Annotated in this window: 14 protein-coding genes; 4 read left to right on the top strand and 10 right to left on the bottom strand. The window is 71.7% G+C overall.

The window, feature by feature from the left end; genetic code table 11:
• Positions 1 to 92: 92 nt before the first annotated feature.
• The 6 genes from OG764_RS14740 to OG764_RS14715 form a co-directional block, all read right to left on the bottom strand.
• Positions 93 to 1,253, bottom strand: coding sequence for a serine hydrolase domain-containing protein (locus tag OG764_RS14740; protein WP_328968887.1), 1,161 nt, complete (start codon positions 1,251 to 1,253; stop codon positions 93 to 95).
• Positions 1,254 to 1,510: 257 nt separating this feature from the next.
• Positions 1,511 to 2,269 (bottom strand): succinate dehydrogenase iron-sulfur subunit, encoded by a 759-nt coding sequence (locus OG764_RS14735; RefSeq protein WP_328968886.1) that lies wholly within the window; start codon positions 2,267 to 2,269, stop codon positions 1,511 to 1,513.
• The gene (gene sdhA / locus OG764_RS14730; RefSeq protein ID WP_328968885.1) at positions 2,269 to 4,023 is read right to left on the bottom strand and encodes a succinate dehydrogenase flavoprotein subunit; all 1,755 of its coding nucleotides are present in this window, start codon (positions 4,021 to 4,023) and stop codon (positions 2,269 to 2,271) included. The genes OG764_RS14735 and sdhA overlap by 1 nt, the downstream gene beginning before the upstream one ends.
• A gap of 22 nt (positions 4,024 to 4,045) precedes the next feature.
• Complete coding sequence (locus OG764_RS14725; RefSeq protein WP_328968884.1) at positions 4,046 to 4,522, bottom strand: succinate dehydrogenase hydrophobic membrane anchor subunit; 477 nt, start codon at positions 4,520 to 4,522, stop codon at positions 4,046 to 4,048.
• 5 nt (positions 4,523 to 4,527) lie between these two features.
• Entirely contained in the window at positions 4,528 to 4,908 is a 381-nt protein-coding gene (sdhC, locus tag OG764_RS14720; RefSeq protein ID WP_328968883.1) for a succinate dehydrogenase, cytochrome b556 subunit, read from the bottom strand.
• A 133-nt stretch (positions 4,909 to 5,041) separates the two neighbouring features.
• A complete protein-coding gene (locus tag OG764_RS14715; protein WP_443055934.1) occupies positions 5,042 to 5,638 on the bottom strand; it encodes a 2-oxo-4-hydroxy-4-carboxy-5-ureidoimidazoline decarboxylase in 597 nt (198 codons plus the stop codon).
• Between the two features lie 324 nt (positions 5,639 to 5,962).
• Here OG764_RS14715 and OG764_RS14710 point away from each other — a divergent pair, with 324 nt between their 5' ends.
• A complete protein-coding gene (locus OG764_RS14710) occupies positions 5,963 to 6,682 on the top strand; it encodes an RNA polymerase sigma factor (RefSeq protein ID WP_328973011.1) in 720 nt (239 codons plus the stop codon).
• Entirely contained in the window at positions 6,682 to 7,830 is a 1,149-nt protein-coding gene (locus OG764_RS14705) for a hypothetical protein (RefSeq protein WP_328968882.1), read from the top strand. Before OG764_RS14710 ends, OG764_RS14705 begins: the two co-directional genes overlap by 1 nt.
• A 660-nt stretch (positions 7,831 to 8,490) precedes the next feature.
• Here OG764_RS14705 and OG764_RS14700 read toward each other — a convergent pair.
• Positions 8,491 to 9,351 carry a L,D-transpeptidase family protein gene (locus OG764_RS14700; RefSeq protein ID WP_328968881.1) on the bottom strand — a complete coding sequence of 287 codons (861 nt, stop codon included), beginning with the start codon at positions 9,349 to 9,351 and terminating at the stop codon, positions 8,491 to 8,493.
• Positions 9,352 to 9,469: 118 nt separating this feature from the next.
• On the opposite strand from OG764_RS14700, the gene OG764_RS14695 reads away from it, so the two are divergent.
• Positions 9,470 to 11,053: an acyl-CoA mutase large subunit family protein gene (locus tag OG764_RS14695; RefSeq protein WP_328968880.1), complete on the top strand. Its 1,584-nt coding sequence runs from the start codon at positions 9,470 to 9,472 to the stop codon at positions 11,051 to 11,053.
• Positions 11,054 to 11,098: 45 nt separating this feature from the next.
• Positions 11,099 to 11,755: a leucine efflux protein LeuE gene (leuE, locus tag OG764_RS14690; RefSeq protein ID WP_328968879.1), complete on the top strand. Its 657-nt coding sequence runs from the start codon at positions 11,099 to 11,101 to the stop codon at positions 11,753 to 11,755.
• On the opposite strand, the gene OG764_RS14685 is transcribed toward leuE, so the two are convergent.
• Genes OG764_RS14685 through OG764_RS14675 form a run of 3 tightly spaced genes read right to left on the bottom strand, consistent with a single transcriptional unit; the run spans position 11,748 to position 15,279 of the window.
• The gene (locus OG764_RS14685) at positions 11,748 to 12,941 is read right to left on the bottom strand and encodes an acyltransferase family protein (protein WP_328968878.1); all 1,194 of its coding nucleotides are present in this window, start codon (positions 12,939 to 12,941) and stop codon (positions 11,748 to 11,750) included. The two genes, leuE and OG764_RS14685, sit on opposite strands and share 8 nt — an antisense overlap.
• Positions 12,938 to 14,302 carry a polysialyltransferase family glycosyltransferase gene (locus tag OG764_RS14680; RefSeq protein ID WP_328968877.1) on the bottom strand — a complete coding sequence of 455 codons (1,365 nt, stop codon included), beginning with the start codon at positions 14,300 to 14,302 and terminating at the stop codon, positions 12,938 to 12,940. The genes OG764_RS14685 and OG764_RS14680 overlap by 4 nt, the downstream gene beginning before the upstream one ends.
• Entirely contained in the window at positions 14,302 to 15,279 is a 978-nt protein-coding gene (locus OG764_RS14675; protein ID WP_328968876.1) for a glycosyltransferase family 2 protein, read from the bottom strand. Before OG764_RS14675 ends, OG764_RS14680 begins: the two co-directional genes overlap by 1 nt.
• Between the last annotated feature and the right edge of the window lie 187 nt (positions 15,280 to 15,466).

Genomic DNA, 15,466 nt, shown 5'->3' with positions numbered 1-15,466 from the left:
CACCCCAGTGAATTCCCGCACCCGCGCCCTCCCGCACCCGTGCCCTCCCGCACCCCTGCCCTCCCGCCCCGCGCCGTCACCGCCCCGCGCCGTCACCGCCCGACCGCCCCGCCGAAGGCCGCCTGCGCGATCCGATTGATGTACGGCTCCTCCGGGAAGCGGGGCCGGGGCTCGCCCTCCTTGGGCTCCGGCCGGAAGCCGGTGGGTATCAGCGAGTAGACCAGGACCCGGCTCTGGCTCCGGGTGGCGAACACGCCGCTCACGTAGGCACCGTAGGAACCCGTCTTGCCCCATACCTCGGTGCCGTCGGGCAGCCGGTAGTACTGCATGCCGGCCCGGCTGAAGCCGCGCTCCGCGTGTGCGGGCATCTCGAACAGGACCTTCTGCTGGGCGGGCGGCAGCAGCCGGCCGCGCAGCAGCTGCGTCAGGAACCGCTCCAGATCGGGGGCGCTGGAGATCATCCCGCCCTCGGCCCAGGGCCAGGGGTCCACCGGAGTGGGCGCCGCGAGCGAGGGCGACGGTATCGCGGTGTCACCGGCCGCGGGCACGTACGTGTGCCGCAGTCCCAGCGGCCGGGCGATCCGCCGCTGCACCTCCTGCGCGAACGGCCGTCCGGTGACCTTCTCGACGGCCAGGCCGAGCACGAAGTAGTTGACGCCGCTGTAGACCTGGGTGATCTGCCCCTTCGGGGTCGGGTCGATGCCGCACCCCGCCACGTTCGCCACCAGCTCGGCCGGCGTGTAGGGCCGGTCCCGCTCCAGGCACCGCGGCGCCGGCAGCCCGCTGGTGTGACTGAGGAGTTCCTCGATGGTGATCGGCGCCCAGTGCGCCGGGAAGGTGCCGGGCAGGACCTCCTGGACCGGGGTGTCCAGGCGCAGCCGGCCTTCACCGACCAGCTGGAGCACCACGGTGGAGGTGAACAGCTTGGTGATGCTGCCGATCCGCAGCGAGGCCTGGGGGTCGGTCGACAGTCCGCCCGCGGTCCCTCTCCACCGGCCGTCCCGGCCGCCCACCCGGGCCATGGCCCCGGCGATCACCTCGTCCGGCACTCCGGCCAGCGCCTGCCGCAACGCGCCCCGGTCTATCGTGCCGGAGCCGGTGACCGTGCCGGCGGTGACCGTGCCGGCGACCGCACCGGCCGACGGCCGCTCGGCGGCCCCGGCGGGCAGGGCGCCCACCGACAGTGCCACGAGCGCCGCGCCGGAGGCGGCGAGGGAGATCCAACGGGCCGTGTGTGCGGTCGAGTTCTTCATGCCCCAAGAATCCCGCGACCATGATCCCCCGCCCATCGGGGACACCCCCTACCCCACCCTGATACGCCACCTACGGGCGCGTCGGCTCCGCGCCGATCGTCAGCCCCTCGGCGGGACCGTCCGGGAGGTCGACGGGGGCGTCCCGTACGCGACCGTGGCCCGGGTCGGGCAGACGCCCTTGGACGACGACGAGGGCCCCGCCCCCGGAAAACCGGGAGCGGGGCCCTCGTGCGGCCGGAAGACGGCCAGGGGTCAGGTCAGAAACGGCGCGTGATGAGCGCGCGCTTGACTTCCTGGATGGCCTTCGTGACCTCGATGCCGCGGGGGCACGCGTCGGTGCAGTTGAAGGTCGTGCGGCAGCGCCACACGCCGTCCTTGTCGTTCAGGATCTCCAGCCGCTGCTCGCCGGCCTCGTCGCGCGAGTCGAAGATGAAGCGGTGCGCGTTGACGATCGCCGCCGGGCCGAAGTACTGGCCGTCGTTCCAGAACACCGGGCACGAGGACGTGCACGCGGCGCACAGGATGCACTTGGTGGTGTCGTCGAAGCGCTCGCGGTCCTCGGCGGACTGCAGGCGCTCGCGCGTCGGCTCGTTGCCCTTGGTGACCAGGAACGGCATGACGTCCCGGTACGCCTGGAAGAAGGGCTCCATGTCGACGATGAGGTCCTTCATCACGGTGAGGCCCTTGATGGCCTCGACGGTGATGGGCTTCTCCGGGTTGATGTCCTTGATCAGCGTCTTGCAGGCGAGCCTGTTCTTGCCGTTGATCCGCATCGCGTCGGAGCCGCAGATGCCGTGCGCGCACGACCGGCGGAAGGTCAGCGTGCCGTCGAGGTCCCACTTGATCTTGTGGAGACCGTCGAGCACGCGCTCCTTCGGGTCGATCTCGATCTGGAAGTCCTGCCACTGGGCGTCTTCCGACACCTCGGGGTTGTAGCGGCGGATCCGGAACGTGACCGTGATGAACGGGGAGGCCGCGGCCGCCTCTTCCATCTTGTCCAGGGTCGGGGTAGCCATCAGTACTTACGCTCCATCGGCTGGTAGCGGGTGGTGACGACCGGCTTGTAGTCGAGGCGGACCGAGTCCGTGCCGTCGTCGCCGACCTCGCGGTACGCCATGGTGTGGCGCATGAAGTTGACGTCGTCGCGGTTCGGGTAGTCCTCGCGGTAGTGACCGCCGCGGGACTCCTTGCGGGCCAGGGCCGACACGGCCATGACCTCGGCCAGGTCGAGCAGGTTGCCCAGCTCGATGGCTTCCAGCAGGTCCGTGTTGAACCGCTTGCCCTTGTCCTGGATCGAGACGTTGTGGTACCGCTCGCGCAGCTCCGCGATCTTCTCGACCGCGGTCTTGATCGTCTGCTCGGTGCGGAACACCATCACGTTGGCGTCCATCGTCTCCTGGAGCTCCAGACGCAGGTCGGCGACCCGCTCGTGGCCCGTGGAGTTGCGCAGCCGCTCGACCTGGTCGACCACGAGCTGGGCCGGGTTCTCCGGCAGCTCGACGTAGTCGTTCTCGGCGGCGTACCGCGCCGCCGCGATGCCGGAGCGCTTGCCGAACACGTTGATGTCCAGCAGCGAGTTGGTGCCCAGGCGGTTGGCGCCGTGCACGGAGACGCACGCGACCTCGCCGGCCGCGTACAGGCCCGGGACGACGGTGGTGTTGTCCGAGAGGACCTCACCCTCGACGTTGGTCGGGATGCCGCCCATGGCGTAGTGCGCGGTGGGCTGGATCGGGATCGGGTCCGTGTACGGCTCGATGCCCAGGTAGGTGCGCGCGAACTCCGTGATGTCCGGGAGCTTGGCGTCCAGCTGCTCCGGCGGGAGGTGCGTCAGGTCCAGGTACACGTGGTCCCCGGCGGGACCGCAGCCGCGGCCCTCACGGATCTCCGTGTAGATGGAGCGCGAGACGACGTCACGGGACGCGAGGTCCTTCATGACCGGCGCGTACTTCTCCATGAAGCGCTCGCCGTCCTTGTTGCGGAGGATGCCGCCCTCACCGCGGGCGCCCTCCGTCAGCAGGATGCCCATGCGCCAGATGCCCGTCGGGTGGAACTGGAAGAACTCCATGTCCTCCAGCGGCAGACCGCGCCGGTAGCAGGCCGCCTGGCCGTCGCCGGTGAGGGTGTGCGCGTTGGAGGTCACCTTGAAGAACTTGCCGGTGCCGCCGGAGGCGTAGATGACGGACTTCGCCTGGAAGACGTGCAGCTCGCCGGTGGCCAGCTCGTACGCCACGACGCCCGCGGAGTGCTTGACCCCGTCGACCTCGGTGATCAGCTGGTCCAGGACGTAGAACTCGTTGAAGAACTCCACGCCCTCCTTGACGCAGTTCTGGTACAGCGTCTGGAGGATCATGTGACCGGTGCGGTCCGCGGCGTAGCAGGACCGGCGGACCGGGGCCTCGCCGTGGTTGCGCGAGTGGCCGCCGAAGCGGCGCTGGTCGATGGTGCCGTCCGGGGTGCGGTTGAACGGCAGGCCCATCTTCTCCAGGTCGAGGACCGCGTCGATGGCCTCCTTCGCCAGGATCTCGGCGGCGTCCTGGTCGACCAGGTAGTCACCGCCCTTGACCGTGTCGAAGGTGTGCCACTCCCAGTTGTCCTCTTCCACGTTCGCCAGCGCGGCGGCCATGCCGCCCTGCGCGGCACCCGTGTGGGAGCGGGTCGGGTACAGCTTCGTCAGGACGGCGGTGCGGCTGCGCTTCGTCGCCTCGATGGCGGCGCGCATGCCCGCGCCACCGGCGCCGACGATGACGGTGTCGTACTTGTGGATCTTCATAGTCGGTTGCCTCAGCCCGTGCCTAGCGGATGTTCGGGTCGAAGGTGAAGATCACCAGCGTGCCCAGAAGGATGGTGAACACCGTGGCGGTGTAGAGCAGGCCCTTCAGCCACAGCCGCGTGTTGGCGCGCTCCGCGTAGTCGTTGATGACGGTACGCAGGCCGTTGGCGCCGTGCAGCATCGCCAGCCACAGCATCAGCAGGTCCCAGACCTGCCAGAACGGCGAGGCCCAGCGGCCGGCCACGAAGGCGAAGCCGATCTTGGAGACGCCGCCGTCGAGCACCAGCTGGATCAGCAGGTGGCCGAGGACGAGCACGACCAGGACGATGCCCGAGAGACGCATGAACAGCCACGCGACCATCTCGAAGTTGCCGCGGGTCGAGCGCGGCGTCTTGCCGGTGCGCTTGCGCGGTGCCTCGATGTACGGGGCCGGGTTGTCGACGTCGTAGAGGCTCACGCCCTCGACGTCGCCGATCGCGGAAGAGGTGTCAGAAGACATGTGCGTCACTTCCCGAACAGTTCAGCAGCCGCGTGGCCGAGCACGGGGTACAGGGCCCCGGCCATCAGCACGACCCAGACGCCCACGACGGACCAGAGCATCTGCTTCTGGTAGCGCGGGCCCTTGGACCAGAAGTCCACGGCGATGACACGGAGACCGTTGAGCGCGTGGAACAGGATTGCGGCGACGAGGCCGTACTCCAGCAGCGCGACGATCGGAGTCTTGTAGGTAGCCACGACATCGTCGTACGCCTCGGGAGAGACGCGGACGAGAGCGGTGTCGAGGACGTGTACGAACAGGAAGAAGAAAATGAGGACGCCGGTGACTCGATGAGCCACCCAGGACCACATTCCTTCCCGGCCGCGGTACAACGTTCCAGCCGGCACGGAAAACCCTCCGGAAGCGGGGCGGGGGCCAGCCGGCTTCGTTGTCGGTCGGGCCCGGCCGGGTACGGTCCTCCGGCCCCGGACATCGTAGCGACGACTTGTCGGTTCCTTCGCCCGGGGGCCTCCTGTGTGATCAAACAGGCACGGACGGACTATCCGACAGGCTGAAATCAGCCCAATTCAGGTATTCGGTGCCTACTCCATCAATCAGGGCGACGAGGCGGCCCCGGGCGAGTCGTCGCAGCTCGTCGGCGGCGACCGCGCGTTCCTCCTCCGGTTCGTACGCCATCCGCCGGCGGATTCCGGCCAGCACCTGATCCGGGTGTTCTTCGGCCGGGTGTTCGTCCAGGCAGATCACGAAGGCGTGCCCGAACTTCCGCTCGTACTCCGCGTGCGCCGCGCCGAGTGCCAGGTGGGCGGCGTACGGCGCGCCGTGGTGCAGCTCCGCCGACGACTCGTCGGCCAGCGCCTCGGTGAGGTCGGCGGGGGAGAGGTCGTACCCCGCTTCGTCGGCGGCGGCCAGCAGGGCGCCCAGATCCGGGTACGGTCGGTGGGCGGCCAGCCGGTGCGCCCAGCGTCGGCTGCCGCAGCAGTGCAGCAGTGCTTCTTCCGCGGCCTGCGCGGCCGCGGCGTTGAAACGGGCGAGCCCGGAGCTGCCGCGGACCTGGGCCGGGAGGTGGCTGGACAGCGGGGGACTCCTCGGGGCGTACGCGACAGGGGGTGCGGCCACGCTATCGAGGGCCGGGGGGAGCCGTCGTACGGATACGCGGATTTCACCCTTAAGAGGAGGGCGGGGGAGGCGTGAAACGACCGGGAGGGTCCGGAGCGACAGCCGAGGCCGCCACCCCCCACAGGAGAGGCCCCGGCCGCCGTCCGTTACGGGCTCGTGCGACAAGCCCGTACATGTGTCAGCGCCGTGGATGCGTTTTCTGTCACACCCCGCTTCGCGCATGAATGGTTGCTGGTTGTACAACTCGTGGACGAGAGGTGCTTGAAAGCCGTAACGTGCTGATTTGCGCAGGACGTACAGGACACAGTGAACGGGTTGGGGACTTTGCTGGGGGACGACGCGGAGCTGACCGCCGCGGTGCTCGCGGCGCAGTGCGGCGACGAGAACGCCTTCCGGACTGTGTACCGCGCGGTGCACCCGCGCCTGCTTGGGTACGTACGCACGCTGGTGGGCGACACGGAGGCCGAGGACGTCACGTCCGAGGCCTGGCTGCAGATCGCCCGCGACCTCGATTCGTTCAGCGGCGACGCCGACCGGTTCCGGGGCTGGGCCGCCCGGATCGCCCGCAACCGGGCGCTCGACCACGTCCGGATGCGCGGCCGCCGGCCGGCCGTCGGCGGCGACGAGACGGAACTCACCGGCCGCGCGGCCGACTCCGACACGGCCGTCGAGGCCATGGAGGCCCTCTCCACCGGACGCACCATGGCCCTCATCGCCCGGCTCCCGCAGGACCAGGCCGAGGCCGTGGTGCTGCGCGTTGTCGTCGGACTCGACGCCAAGAGCGCCGCCGAGACCCTGGGCAAGCGGCCCGGCGCGGTCCGCACCGCGGCCCACCGCGGCCTCAAGCGGCTCGCCGAGATGCTCGGCAGCGAGTTCGGGGATAATGCGGAAGGCCACGGCGCGCCCGGTGACTCCGGGGGCCCCGGAGGCCAGGGGGACAGCCGGGACCTGGACGCCGTACCGGCGCCCCGCGCACATCGCGACGGTCCCGCGGAGCGCACGGGTGTGACGCAATCGCGTTGGCGTACGCAGAAGGACATGTGATGGCCGACGATCGCTACGAGTGGCTTGACGGAGCCGCAGCGGAAAAACTGCTGCGCGGCGAACCCGTCGAACCGGTCGTGCCCGCCGGACGCCGTCACCCACAGGACGATCTCCGGACGCCCCTGCGCGCCGTTCGCGGGCCCGCGGCGGACGGCGACCCCGCCGACGCCCACGCGCGGGACGGGTACGGGCCGGGCGGGCGTGGTCCCGACGGCCGTGCGCCGGACGGGCGAGCCGCGCGGGTACGGGAAGAGGCGGCGCGCCTTGCGGACGCGCTCGACTCCCTGGTCCCCGCCATGCCCGCCGCCGGCTCCGGGGAACTCCCCGGCGAGGCGGCCGCACTGGCCGCGTTCCGGGCCGTGCACGCCGTCGCCGCGCCGCGGCCGGCCCCCGTAGACGACGACCTGCTCACCGTCCGCCTGGGCGTACTGCCCGAGTCCGCCCACGCCGCGCCGCTGCCCGGCCGGATCCGGCGCCCGCTGCGGCTCGGCCTCGCGGCCGCGATCGCCGCCGTCGCCATCGGCGGGGTCGCCGCCGCGGCCGGCACCGGCCTGCTCCCGGGCCCCCGCGTCGTCGCGGGCCCCGGCCCGTCCGTCTCGGTGACCCTCGACCCCGCGCCGCGGCCCTCGGGCAGCCCGGGGTACGAGGAACCCGGCACGGGTGAGCCGGCCGAGCCGCTGCGCGTCACCGAAGGCCCCATCGGCGGTGCGGACACGGCCTCGCCCGGCACCGGGAGCGGCAGCCCCAGCCCCGGCGAGGACGGCGGAGCCAAGGAGAAGGACCGCGACCGGGACCGGAACGCGGGCGGCACCGACGGCACGGCCGGCGGCACCGAGAGCGCGACCAAGCTGGCCGGCTGGTGCCGCGAACTGCGGGCGGGGCGGCTGGACGGCGAGCGCAAGAGCCTGCTGGAGCGGGCGGCCCGCGGCACGCGGGTGGAGAAGTTCTGCGACCGGCTGCTCGGCGGTGGCGCCGGTGACACCGGGAGCGGGAGCGGCGGGTCGAGCGGCTCGGGTTCCGGTGGCGGGGACGGCGGGCGTGACGGTGGCAAGGATCCGGGCGACGAGATCCTCCAGAAGCCGCCGGGAGGCACGACGCCGGGCGAAGGAACCCTCCCCACCCTCGGCTTCGGCCGCCCCGCGGCCTGACGCGTCCCAGCCCGCCCGGCTCGGCCGACGCCCTTCCGGGCAGCCCCCGGCCTCGCCGACGCCGTTCCGGGCAGCCCCCGGCCTCGTCGGCGTTTCAGGTGCGCCTCAGCCTGAGCGGGCCATCTTCAGCCTCGCCGGCGCCCTTGGGCGCAATGCCCAGCATCGCCGGCGCCTCGGGCGCAACACCCAGCCTCGCCGGCGTTTGAGGCGCGGGGTTTGGGGCGGAGCCCCAACGAACAACCCGGCTGGCGCCGGGCACCGGGCTCCGCCCGGACCCGCTCCTCAAGCGCCGGAGGGGCTGGAGGGGGCGAGGGGGTTGCCGGGCTCTGCCCGGACCCGCTCCTCAAACGCCGGAGAGGCTGGTCATGCCCAGGGCGCCGGCGAGGCTGCGGGTTGCGCGTCAGGGCACTGGCGGCGCTGCAATCCGCCGTTGCAAACAGGGGGGGCGGACCGGTTTCGGGAGGGGCACGGACGCGGTGGCGAAACGGTTCATCGGATTCGTGCACACGGCTGTAACACTTTTCGAGCGGTCGGCGCAGTACCTAGTGAGCCGACTGGTCATCGGCCGCGCATGAGCCGGGGTTCCCCCCGTACCCCTGGGCTCTGCGCAACCGGCGCGAGCGGGGCACGTTCCCCCGGCCCCGCTCGCGCCCCCCTCCGTCACCAGTAGACGACGACCTTGTCGCCCGTCTTCACCTGGTCGAACAGCGCCGACAGCTTCGCCTTGTCCCGGACGTTCACGCAGCCGTGCGAGGCCCCCGCGTAGCCGCGCGCGGCGAAGTCCGCCGAGTAGTGCACGGCCTGGCCGCGGCTGAAGAACATCGCGTACGGCATGGGCGTGTGGTAGATCGTCGAGGTCCACTTGCGGGCCTTCCACTCCACGCTGAACAGGCCCTCGCGGGTCGGGGTGTTCTCCGACCCGAAGCGGACGTCCATCGCCGAGACCACCTTGCCGTCGATCATCCACGCCAGGGTGCGGCTCTCCTTGCTGATGCACAGCACCCGGCCGGTCAGGCACCGCGGGTCCGGCGTGTCCAGCTCGTTGGTGGTCGGCGGCCGCAGCTCGTTCTCCGTCGGCTCGCGGGTCAGCCCCAGCAGCTTCTGCCAGGTCGCGTCGTTCACCGAGCCGGTCGCGGGCAGGCCCTGCCCGCTCTGGAACGCCTTGACGGCGGTGCTCGTGATCGACCCGTAGAAGGCGGTGGGGCTGCGCTTGAAGTGGCCGAGCTGCTTCAGGCGCGCCTGCAGCTCGCGGACCTGCTCGCTCTCCGTGCCGTCCTTCATCAGCACCCCCGTCGCGGGGGCGGACGGCGACGCGGCGTCCGACGGGGCGCCGGATCCGCCCGGCTTGCCGTCCGAGGAGCCCGACCCCGGGGCCGGACCCGAGGCCGACCCCGACGGCGTGCCGGCACCGGTCGGCTCCGACACGGCGGCCCCGGCGGAGGCCTGCGGATTGCAGCCTGACGCGAGCGTGACCGCCGCGACTGCCGCGATCGTGTGGATTATGACGGACTTACGGCGCATCGCTCTTCCCCCGAAATCTGCGTGTGTACCTAATGGATGCTGCTCGGACCTGCATGGTTGCGAACGGCTCGACGATGTTGCCAGGACGTGACCCGGCCCCTTCACGGAGGTACAGCACATGGCGCGCGAGACGGAATCGGGCCTGCCCATCCGGCAGGTGTACGGGCCGGGCGACCAGCGCGACTGGGACCCCCGGGAGCAGCTCGGCGAGCCCGGGGAGTACCCGTACACCCGCGGGGTCTACCCCACGATGTACACCGGCCGCCCGTGGACCATGCGCCAGTACGCCGGCTTCGGCACCGCCGCCGAGTCCAACGCCCGCTACCGGCAGCTGATCGAGCACGGCACCACCGGGCTGTCGGTGGCCTTCGACCTGCCCACCCAGATGGGCTACGACAGCGACGCCCCGCTCGCCCACGGCGAGGTCGGCAAGGTCGGGGTCGCCGTCGACTCCATCGACGACATGCGCGTGCTGTTCGGCGGGATCCCCCTCGACCGGGTCTCCACCTCGATGACCATCAACGCCCCCGCGGCCCTGCTGCTCCTGCTCTACCAGCTGGTCGGGGAGGAGCAGGGCGTGCCCGCCGGGCAGCTGACCGGCACCATCCAGAACGACGTCCTGAAGGAGTACATCGCCCGCGGAACGTACATCTTCCCGCCCGGCCCCTCGCTGCGGCTGACCGCCGACATCTTCCGCTACTGCCGGGCCGAGATCCCACGCTGGAACACCATCTCCATCTCCGGCTACCACATGGCCGAGGCGGGCGCCTCGCCCGCACAGGAGATCGCCTTCACCCTCGCCGACGGCATCGCGTACGTCCGTACCGCGGTCGCCGCCGGGATGGACGTCGACGCGTTCGCGCCCCGGCTGTCCTTCTTCTTCGTGGCCCGCACCACCCTCCTGGAGGAGGTCGCCAAATTCCGTGCCGCCCGCCGGATCTGGGCCCGGGTCATGAAGGAGGAGTTCGGGGCCCGCGACCCCAAGTCGATGATGCTGCGCTTCCACACCCAGACCGCCGGCGTCCAGCTCACCGCCCAGCAGCCCGAGGTCAACCTGGTGCGGGTCGCCGTGCAGGGCCTCGCCGCGGTGCTCGGCGGCACCCAGTCGCTGCACACCAACTCCTTCGACGAGGCCATCGCCCTGCCCACCGAGAAATCGGCCCGGCTCGCGCTGCGCACCCAGCAGGTCCTCGCCTACGAGACGGACGTGACGGCGACCGTCGACCCGTTCGCCGGCTCGTACGTCGTCGAGGCGATGACCGACGGGCTGGAGGCGGCGGCGCTGGCCCTGATGGCACGGGTCGAGGAGCAGGGCGGCGCGGTCGCGGCCATCGAGCAGGGCTTCCAGAAGGCCGAGATCGAACGGAACGCCTACCGGATCGCGCGGGAGACCGACAGCGCCGAGCGGGTCGTGGTCGGCGTCAACCGCTTCACCCTCGAAGCGGAGGAGCCGTACGAGCCGCTGCGGGTGGACCCGGCGATCGGGGCGCAGCAGGCCGAGCGGCTGGCACGGCTGCGGGCCGAGCGGGACGGGGCGGCCGTGGCCCGGACGCTGGAGGCGCTCAAGGAGGCGGCCGCCGGCACGGAGAACGTCCTCTACCCGATGAAGGAGGCGCTGCGGGCCCGGGCCACGGTGGGCGAGGTCTGTGACGCGCTGCGCACGGTGTGGGGCACCTACGTGCCCGCCGGTCCCGCCTGGTGAGAAAGGCCGGGAGCGCTGTCGGACCCCTGTGGGAGACTCCTGGACATGCTGGGTGTGACCGATCTTCCGACCTATGTCGCGGCGCTGGTGCTGATCGTGCTGCTGCCGGGGCCCAATTCGCTGTACGTGCTGTCCGTGGCCTCCCGCCGCGGGGTCCGCGACGGCTACCGGGCCGCCTGCGGGGTGTTCACGGGCGACACCGTGCTGATGGTGCTGGCCGCGGTCGGCGCGGGGGCGCTGCTGCAGGCCAGCCCGCTGCTGTTCGGCATCGTCAAGGTGCTGGGCGCCGGCTACCTGGCCTGGCTGGCCGTCGGGATGATGCGGGCGGCCTGGGGCATGTGGCGGACCCGCAGCACCCGGGCCGAGGAGCCCGCCGAGGCCGGTTCGCCGCAGCCCGGCCCGGCGGCGGAGCGGCCCTACCGGCGGGCGCTGGTGGTCAGCCTGCTGAACCCGAAGGCGATCCTCTTCCTGCTGTCCTTCTTCGTGCAGTTCGTGGACCCCGACTACGCCTACCCGGCGCTGTCGTTCCTGCTGCTCGGCACGCTGTCGCAGCTGGCCAGCTTCCTGTACCTGAGCACCCTCATATTCAGCGGCGCCCGGCTGTCGGCGGCCTTCCGGCGGCGCAAGCGGCTCTCGGCCGGGGCCACCTCGGCCGCGAGCGTGCTCTTCCTCGGCTTCGCCGCGAAGCTCGCCCTCAGTTGAGCGCCTTGCGCAGCGTCGGGGTCAGGGGGCGTTCCACCAGCCGGTGGACCAGCCAGGCCAGCCCCAGCATCAGCGCGACCGACCCCGGCAGGGTGACGAGCGGCGGCAGCCCCAGGGTCTGGTGCAGCTGACGGATCACCACCCAGCCCAGGTGCTCGTGCACCAGGTAGAACGGGTAGGTGAGGGCGCCCGCCACGGTCAGCCAGCGCCAGTTCATCCAGTCCAGCCTGCCCACCGCGATGAGCGCGACCAGCACGAAGCCGGCCGTGACCACGGCCACGATCACGCCCTCGCTGCGGTACGAGAAGAAGCGCGGGTCCGGGGCGTGCCACAGGCCCGTCACCGCGTAGTGCTGGCCGAGCAGCCAGCCCGCCGCCGCGACGCCCCAGGCCAGGGCGTCCCGCCGGTTGCGGTGCACCAGGTACAGGCCGATCCCGCCGATGAAGAAGGGCGCGTACTGCGGCATCAGCAGCTGCTGGAGGAAGTGCTCCTTGCCCAGGTCCGCCATGTCGGTCAGGGCCGCGGCCAGCGTCCACACCGCGCAGAACAGCAGGGTCCGCCGGCGCCCGCCGCCCGGCAGCACCACGAACAGCGCGAAGAGGGCGTAGAAGCGCAGCTCGGCCCAGAGGGTCCAGCACACGCCCAGCACCCGGTCCGCGCCCAGCGGCTGCTGGAGCATCGTCAGGTTGACCAGGAAGTCCGAGCCGGACACCGTCTCCTGCGCCACCCAGGGCAGCGCGAACACCACGGTGACCAGGACGATCGCCGCCCAGTACGCGGGATAGAGCCGGGCCACGCGGGAGGCGAAGAAGGACCGCAGCGGCCGGTTCCACGCGCTCATGCAGATCACGAACCCGCTGATCACGAAGAAGATCTGGACGCCGAGACAGCCGTACGCCAGCCAGGGCGAGGCCGTCGGGAACAGTGCGCGGGGCGACTCCCCCCAGGCCTCGGAGACTTCCCCGCCGCGGCCCGCGTAGTGGTAGCCGGCGACCATCAGGGCCGCGAGCAGCCGCAGCCCGTCGAGGGCGCGCAGCCGTACCGGGGGCCGGCCCGCCGGCGCGGGCGGGCCGCCACGCCGGGCGGGCACGGTGGTCACGGCGTCGGAGTCAGCGGTGCCGCCGGCGTCGCCGGCGTCGGTGGCCTTCGTGCCGGCGGGTCCGGCGCTCGCGGCGGTGGTGGTCATCCGAGTGCGGCCCGGCGCAGGTGGCGGACCCGGCGGACCACCCGGCGGACGGCCGGGCTGCGCGGGATGAAGGCCAGCTGGGGCGGGACGGCGCCGGGCAGGCCCAGTGCGGTCAGCCGGCGCTTCTTGAAGTAGCGCCAGGTGTGGGCGTCGAGGTGGCGGGCGAGGTAGCGCTCGGCCTCCGCGCGGCGCGGGGCGAGGATCTGCGCCTGCATCGCGAACCCGACGGCCGTGACCAGGCCGGTGAGGTCCTCCAGCACGGCGGGACCCGGCGGGCTCCAGGCGCGTACCGCCTTCGCGTCCTCCAGCTCGGGCAGCAGCGCGTCGACGATGGTCAGCGGCACCCGGTTGCTGTTCTGGTACGGGGTGACCCGGTCGAGCAGCGGGCCGGTGCCGGTGCGCGCGACGGGGATCCCGTACAGGGTGGCGGCGGTGAGCAGGCCGGTGGAGAAGCAGCCGACGACCAGCGCCGGGTCGAGCTGCCGGTAGAGGACCTCGGCGAGGACGGGGGAGTCGACGACGGTGAGCCGGGCCCCGATGCGCTCCGCCTCCTCCTCGACCATCCGCGACCAGCGGGCGGGGGCGCTCGGGTGCGGCTTGAAGACGAGGTGGCCGTGGCCGAGCGCGTGGGCGCCGCGGACCATGCGGACGTGCAGCTCCTCCTCTTCCTGCGCGGTGATCAGGCCGAGCGCGGACAGGTACTGGCCGAGCAGCACCGCCGGGCGGCTGCCGTCCGCGGGCTGCCCGGGCGCGCAGTCGGGGTCCTCGGCGAGCTCGTCGAGGACCTTGCGGAAGGCCTCCGTGGGCACGATCTCCGCGGGCACCCCGAACTCGGTGAGCAGCAGCGGTTCCAGCCCCGGCACCAGGTCGAGGTGGAGGAGCCGCTTGATGCGCACACCGGTCTGCGGGTCGAGCTTGTTGCGGGTGGGGCCGTAGCTCATCAGTCCGTCGGCGTACACCTCGACGGGGGTGCCCGCGAAGAGCTGGACGAGTGCCTGAGCCGGGGCCACCTGGACGGACTCGACGATCAGCTCGATCCGGTCGTCGCCCAGGCCCCACAGCGCGCGCAGCTGGCGCTCCCACAGCGGGGCGTCGTCGGAGCGCGGCTGCCAGCCGCCGGGGTGGAAGGGCGCGATGGCCGCGTTCCAGTCGCGCACCTCGTCGAAGCGGGCGGCGAGCCGGGTGAATCCGGGCATCTCGGCCGGCCCCGGAGTGGTCTCCGGTACCGCCGAGTTGTTGCTGACGAGCAGGATCCGCCGCCGGGCCGGCCCGAAACAGCCGGCGTCCAGGGCTGCCGCCAGCGTGGCCGTGCCGTAGAGAGTGGACGCGAGGAAGATCTGCGTGGTGCGGACGGCGCCCATCAGACGGCCACCTCCGTGCCGGCGGAACGGCGGCGGAGCCTGCGCAGCCGGACCGCGCGCTGTACGTCCATCGAATTCAATGCCGCGTCGAGAACGTCCTGCGGCATTCGCCGGAGTGCGGCCGCGCTCATCGAACGGAGTTTCCTGGCCACGGCCGGTTCGAACCTTTCGATGGATCCCACGTGATGCGAAATGATTGCGCAATAGGTACGGACGGCCTTGGGCATCAGAAGGTCCGCGTCCCGGTCCCGGGCGGTTTCTTCCAGTACCTGGTCAAATGCCCGGATGAAGTCGAGTTGGCGCACGTCGCCGATCTGCGTCAGCGAGGTGGCGACGCCGCGCCGGTAGAAGATCCCCGGCAGGCCGACGGACGCGAAGGTCGCCGCCTCCCGGTGCAGCCGCCAGATCCACGGCCGGTCCTCGGCCGTGCGCAGGCCGTCCGTGAAGTGCAGCAGCCCGCGGTCCACGAGCCGCCGGTGGTACATGCCGGCCCAGGCGTACGGGTAGTCCACCGACGTCGACCGGTCGGCGGGCAGGATCGCCTTGCGCGGGTCCAGCACCTCGCCCTGCGGCCCGTGCGGCATCCGCCGCACCGTCCGGTTCTTCCCCGTGCACTCCACGTGGTCGATGCGCACGAAGTCGCAGCCCAGCCCCTCGATGGCGGCCAGCACACGGCTCAGGTGGCCGGGGGCGAGCCAGTCGTCCCCGTCCATGAAGGTGAGGTACTCGCCGCTCGACGCGTCGATCCCGGTGTTCCGGGCGGTGGCGAGACCGCCGTTCTTCTCGTGCCTGATGTGCACCGCGCCGGGCAGCTCGCGGGCGGCCCGTTCCAGGAGTTCGGGCGTCGCGTCCGACGAGCAGTCGTCGACGAGGATGAACTCGAAATCGTCCCGCGCATTCGAGCGAAGGCTCCGGAGGGCGTCTGGTGCGTATGTCTGCACGTTGAAGAACGGCACGACGACTGAAAGCTTGACCACCTACGTGACACTAGGACTTGGCGCCGCATTCACCATGGCCCGGGCAAGGACTTTCGGTGAACGGCGAATGGCAGGACAGTTAACCCGAGCCATTCCCGGCGGTATTCGCGATTCGTCGACTGGCTGTTAACCCTCTGTTGTGCGGTCGTTGGGCCGATCACCGGAATTCAGGCATAGCTTCGGGCCG

The organism is Streptomyces sp. NBC_00239 (genome assembly GCF_036194065.1).
Classification (GTDB): Bacteria; Actinomycetota; Actinomycetes; order Streptomycetales; family Streptomycetaceae; genus Streptomyces.
This window is presented reverse-complemented; position numbering and strand designations above follow the sequence as displayed.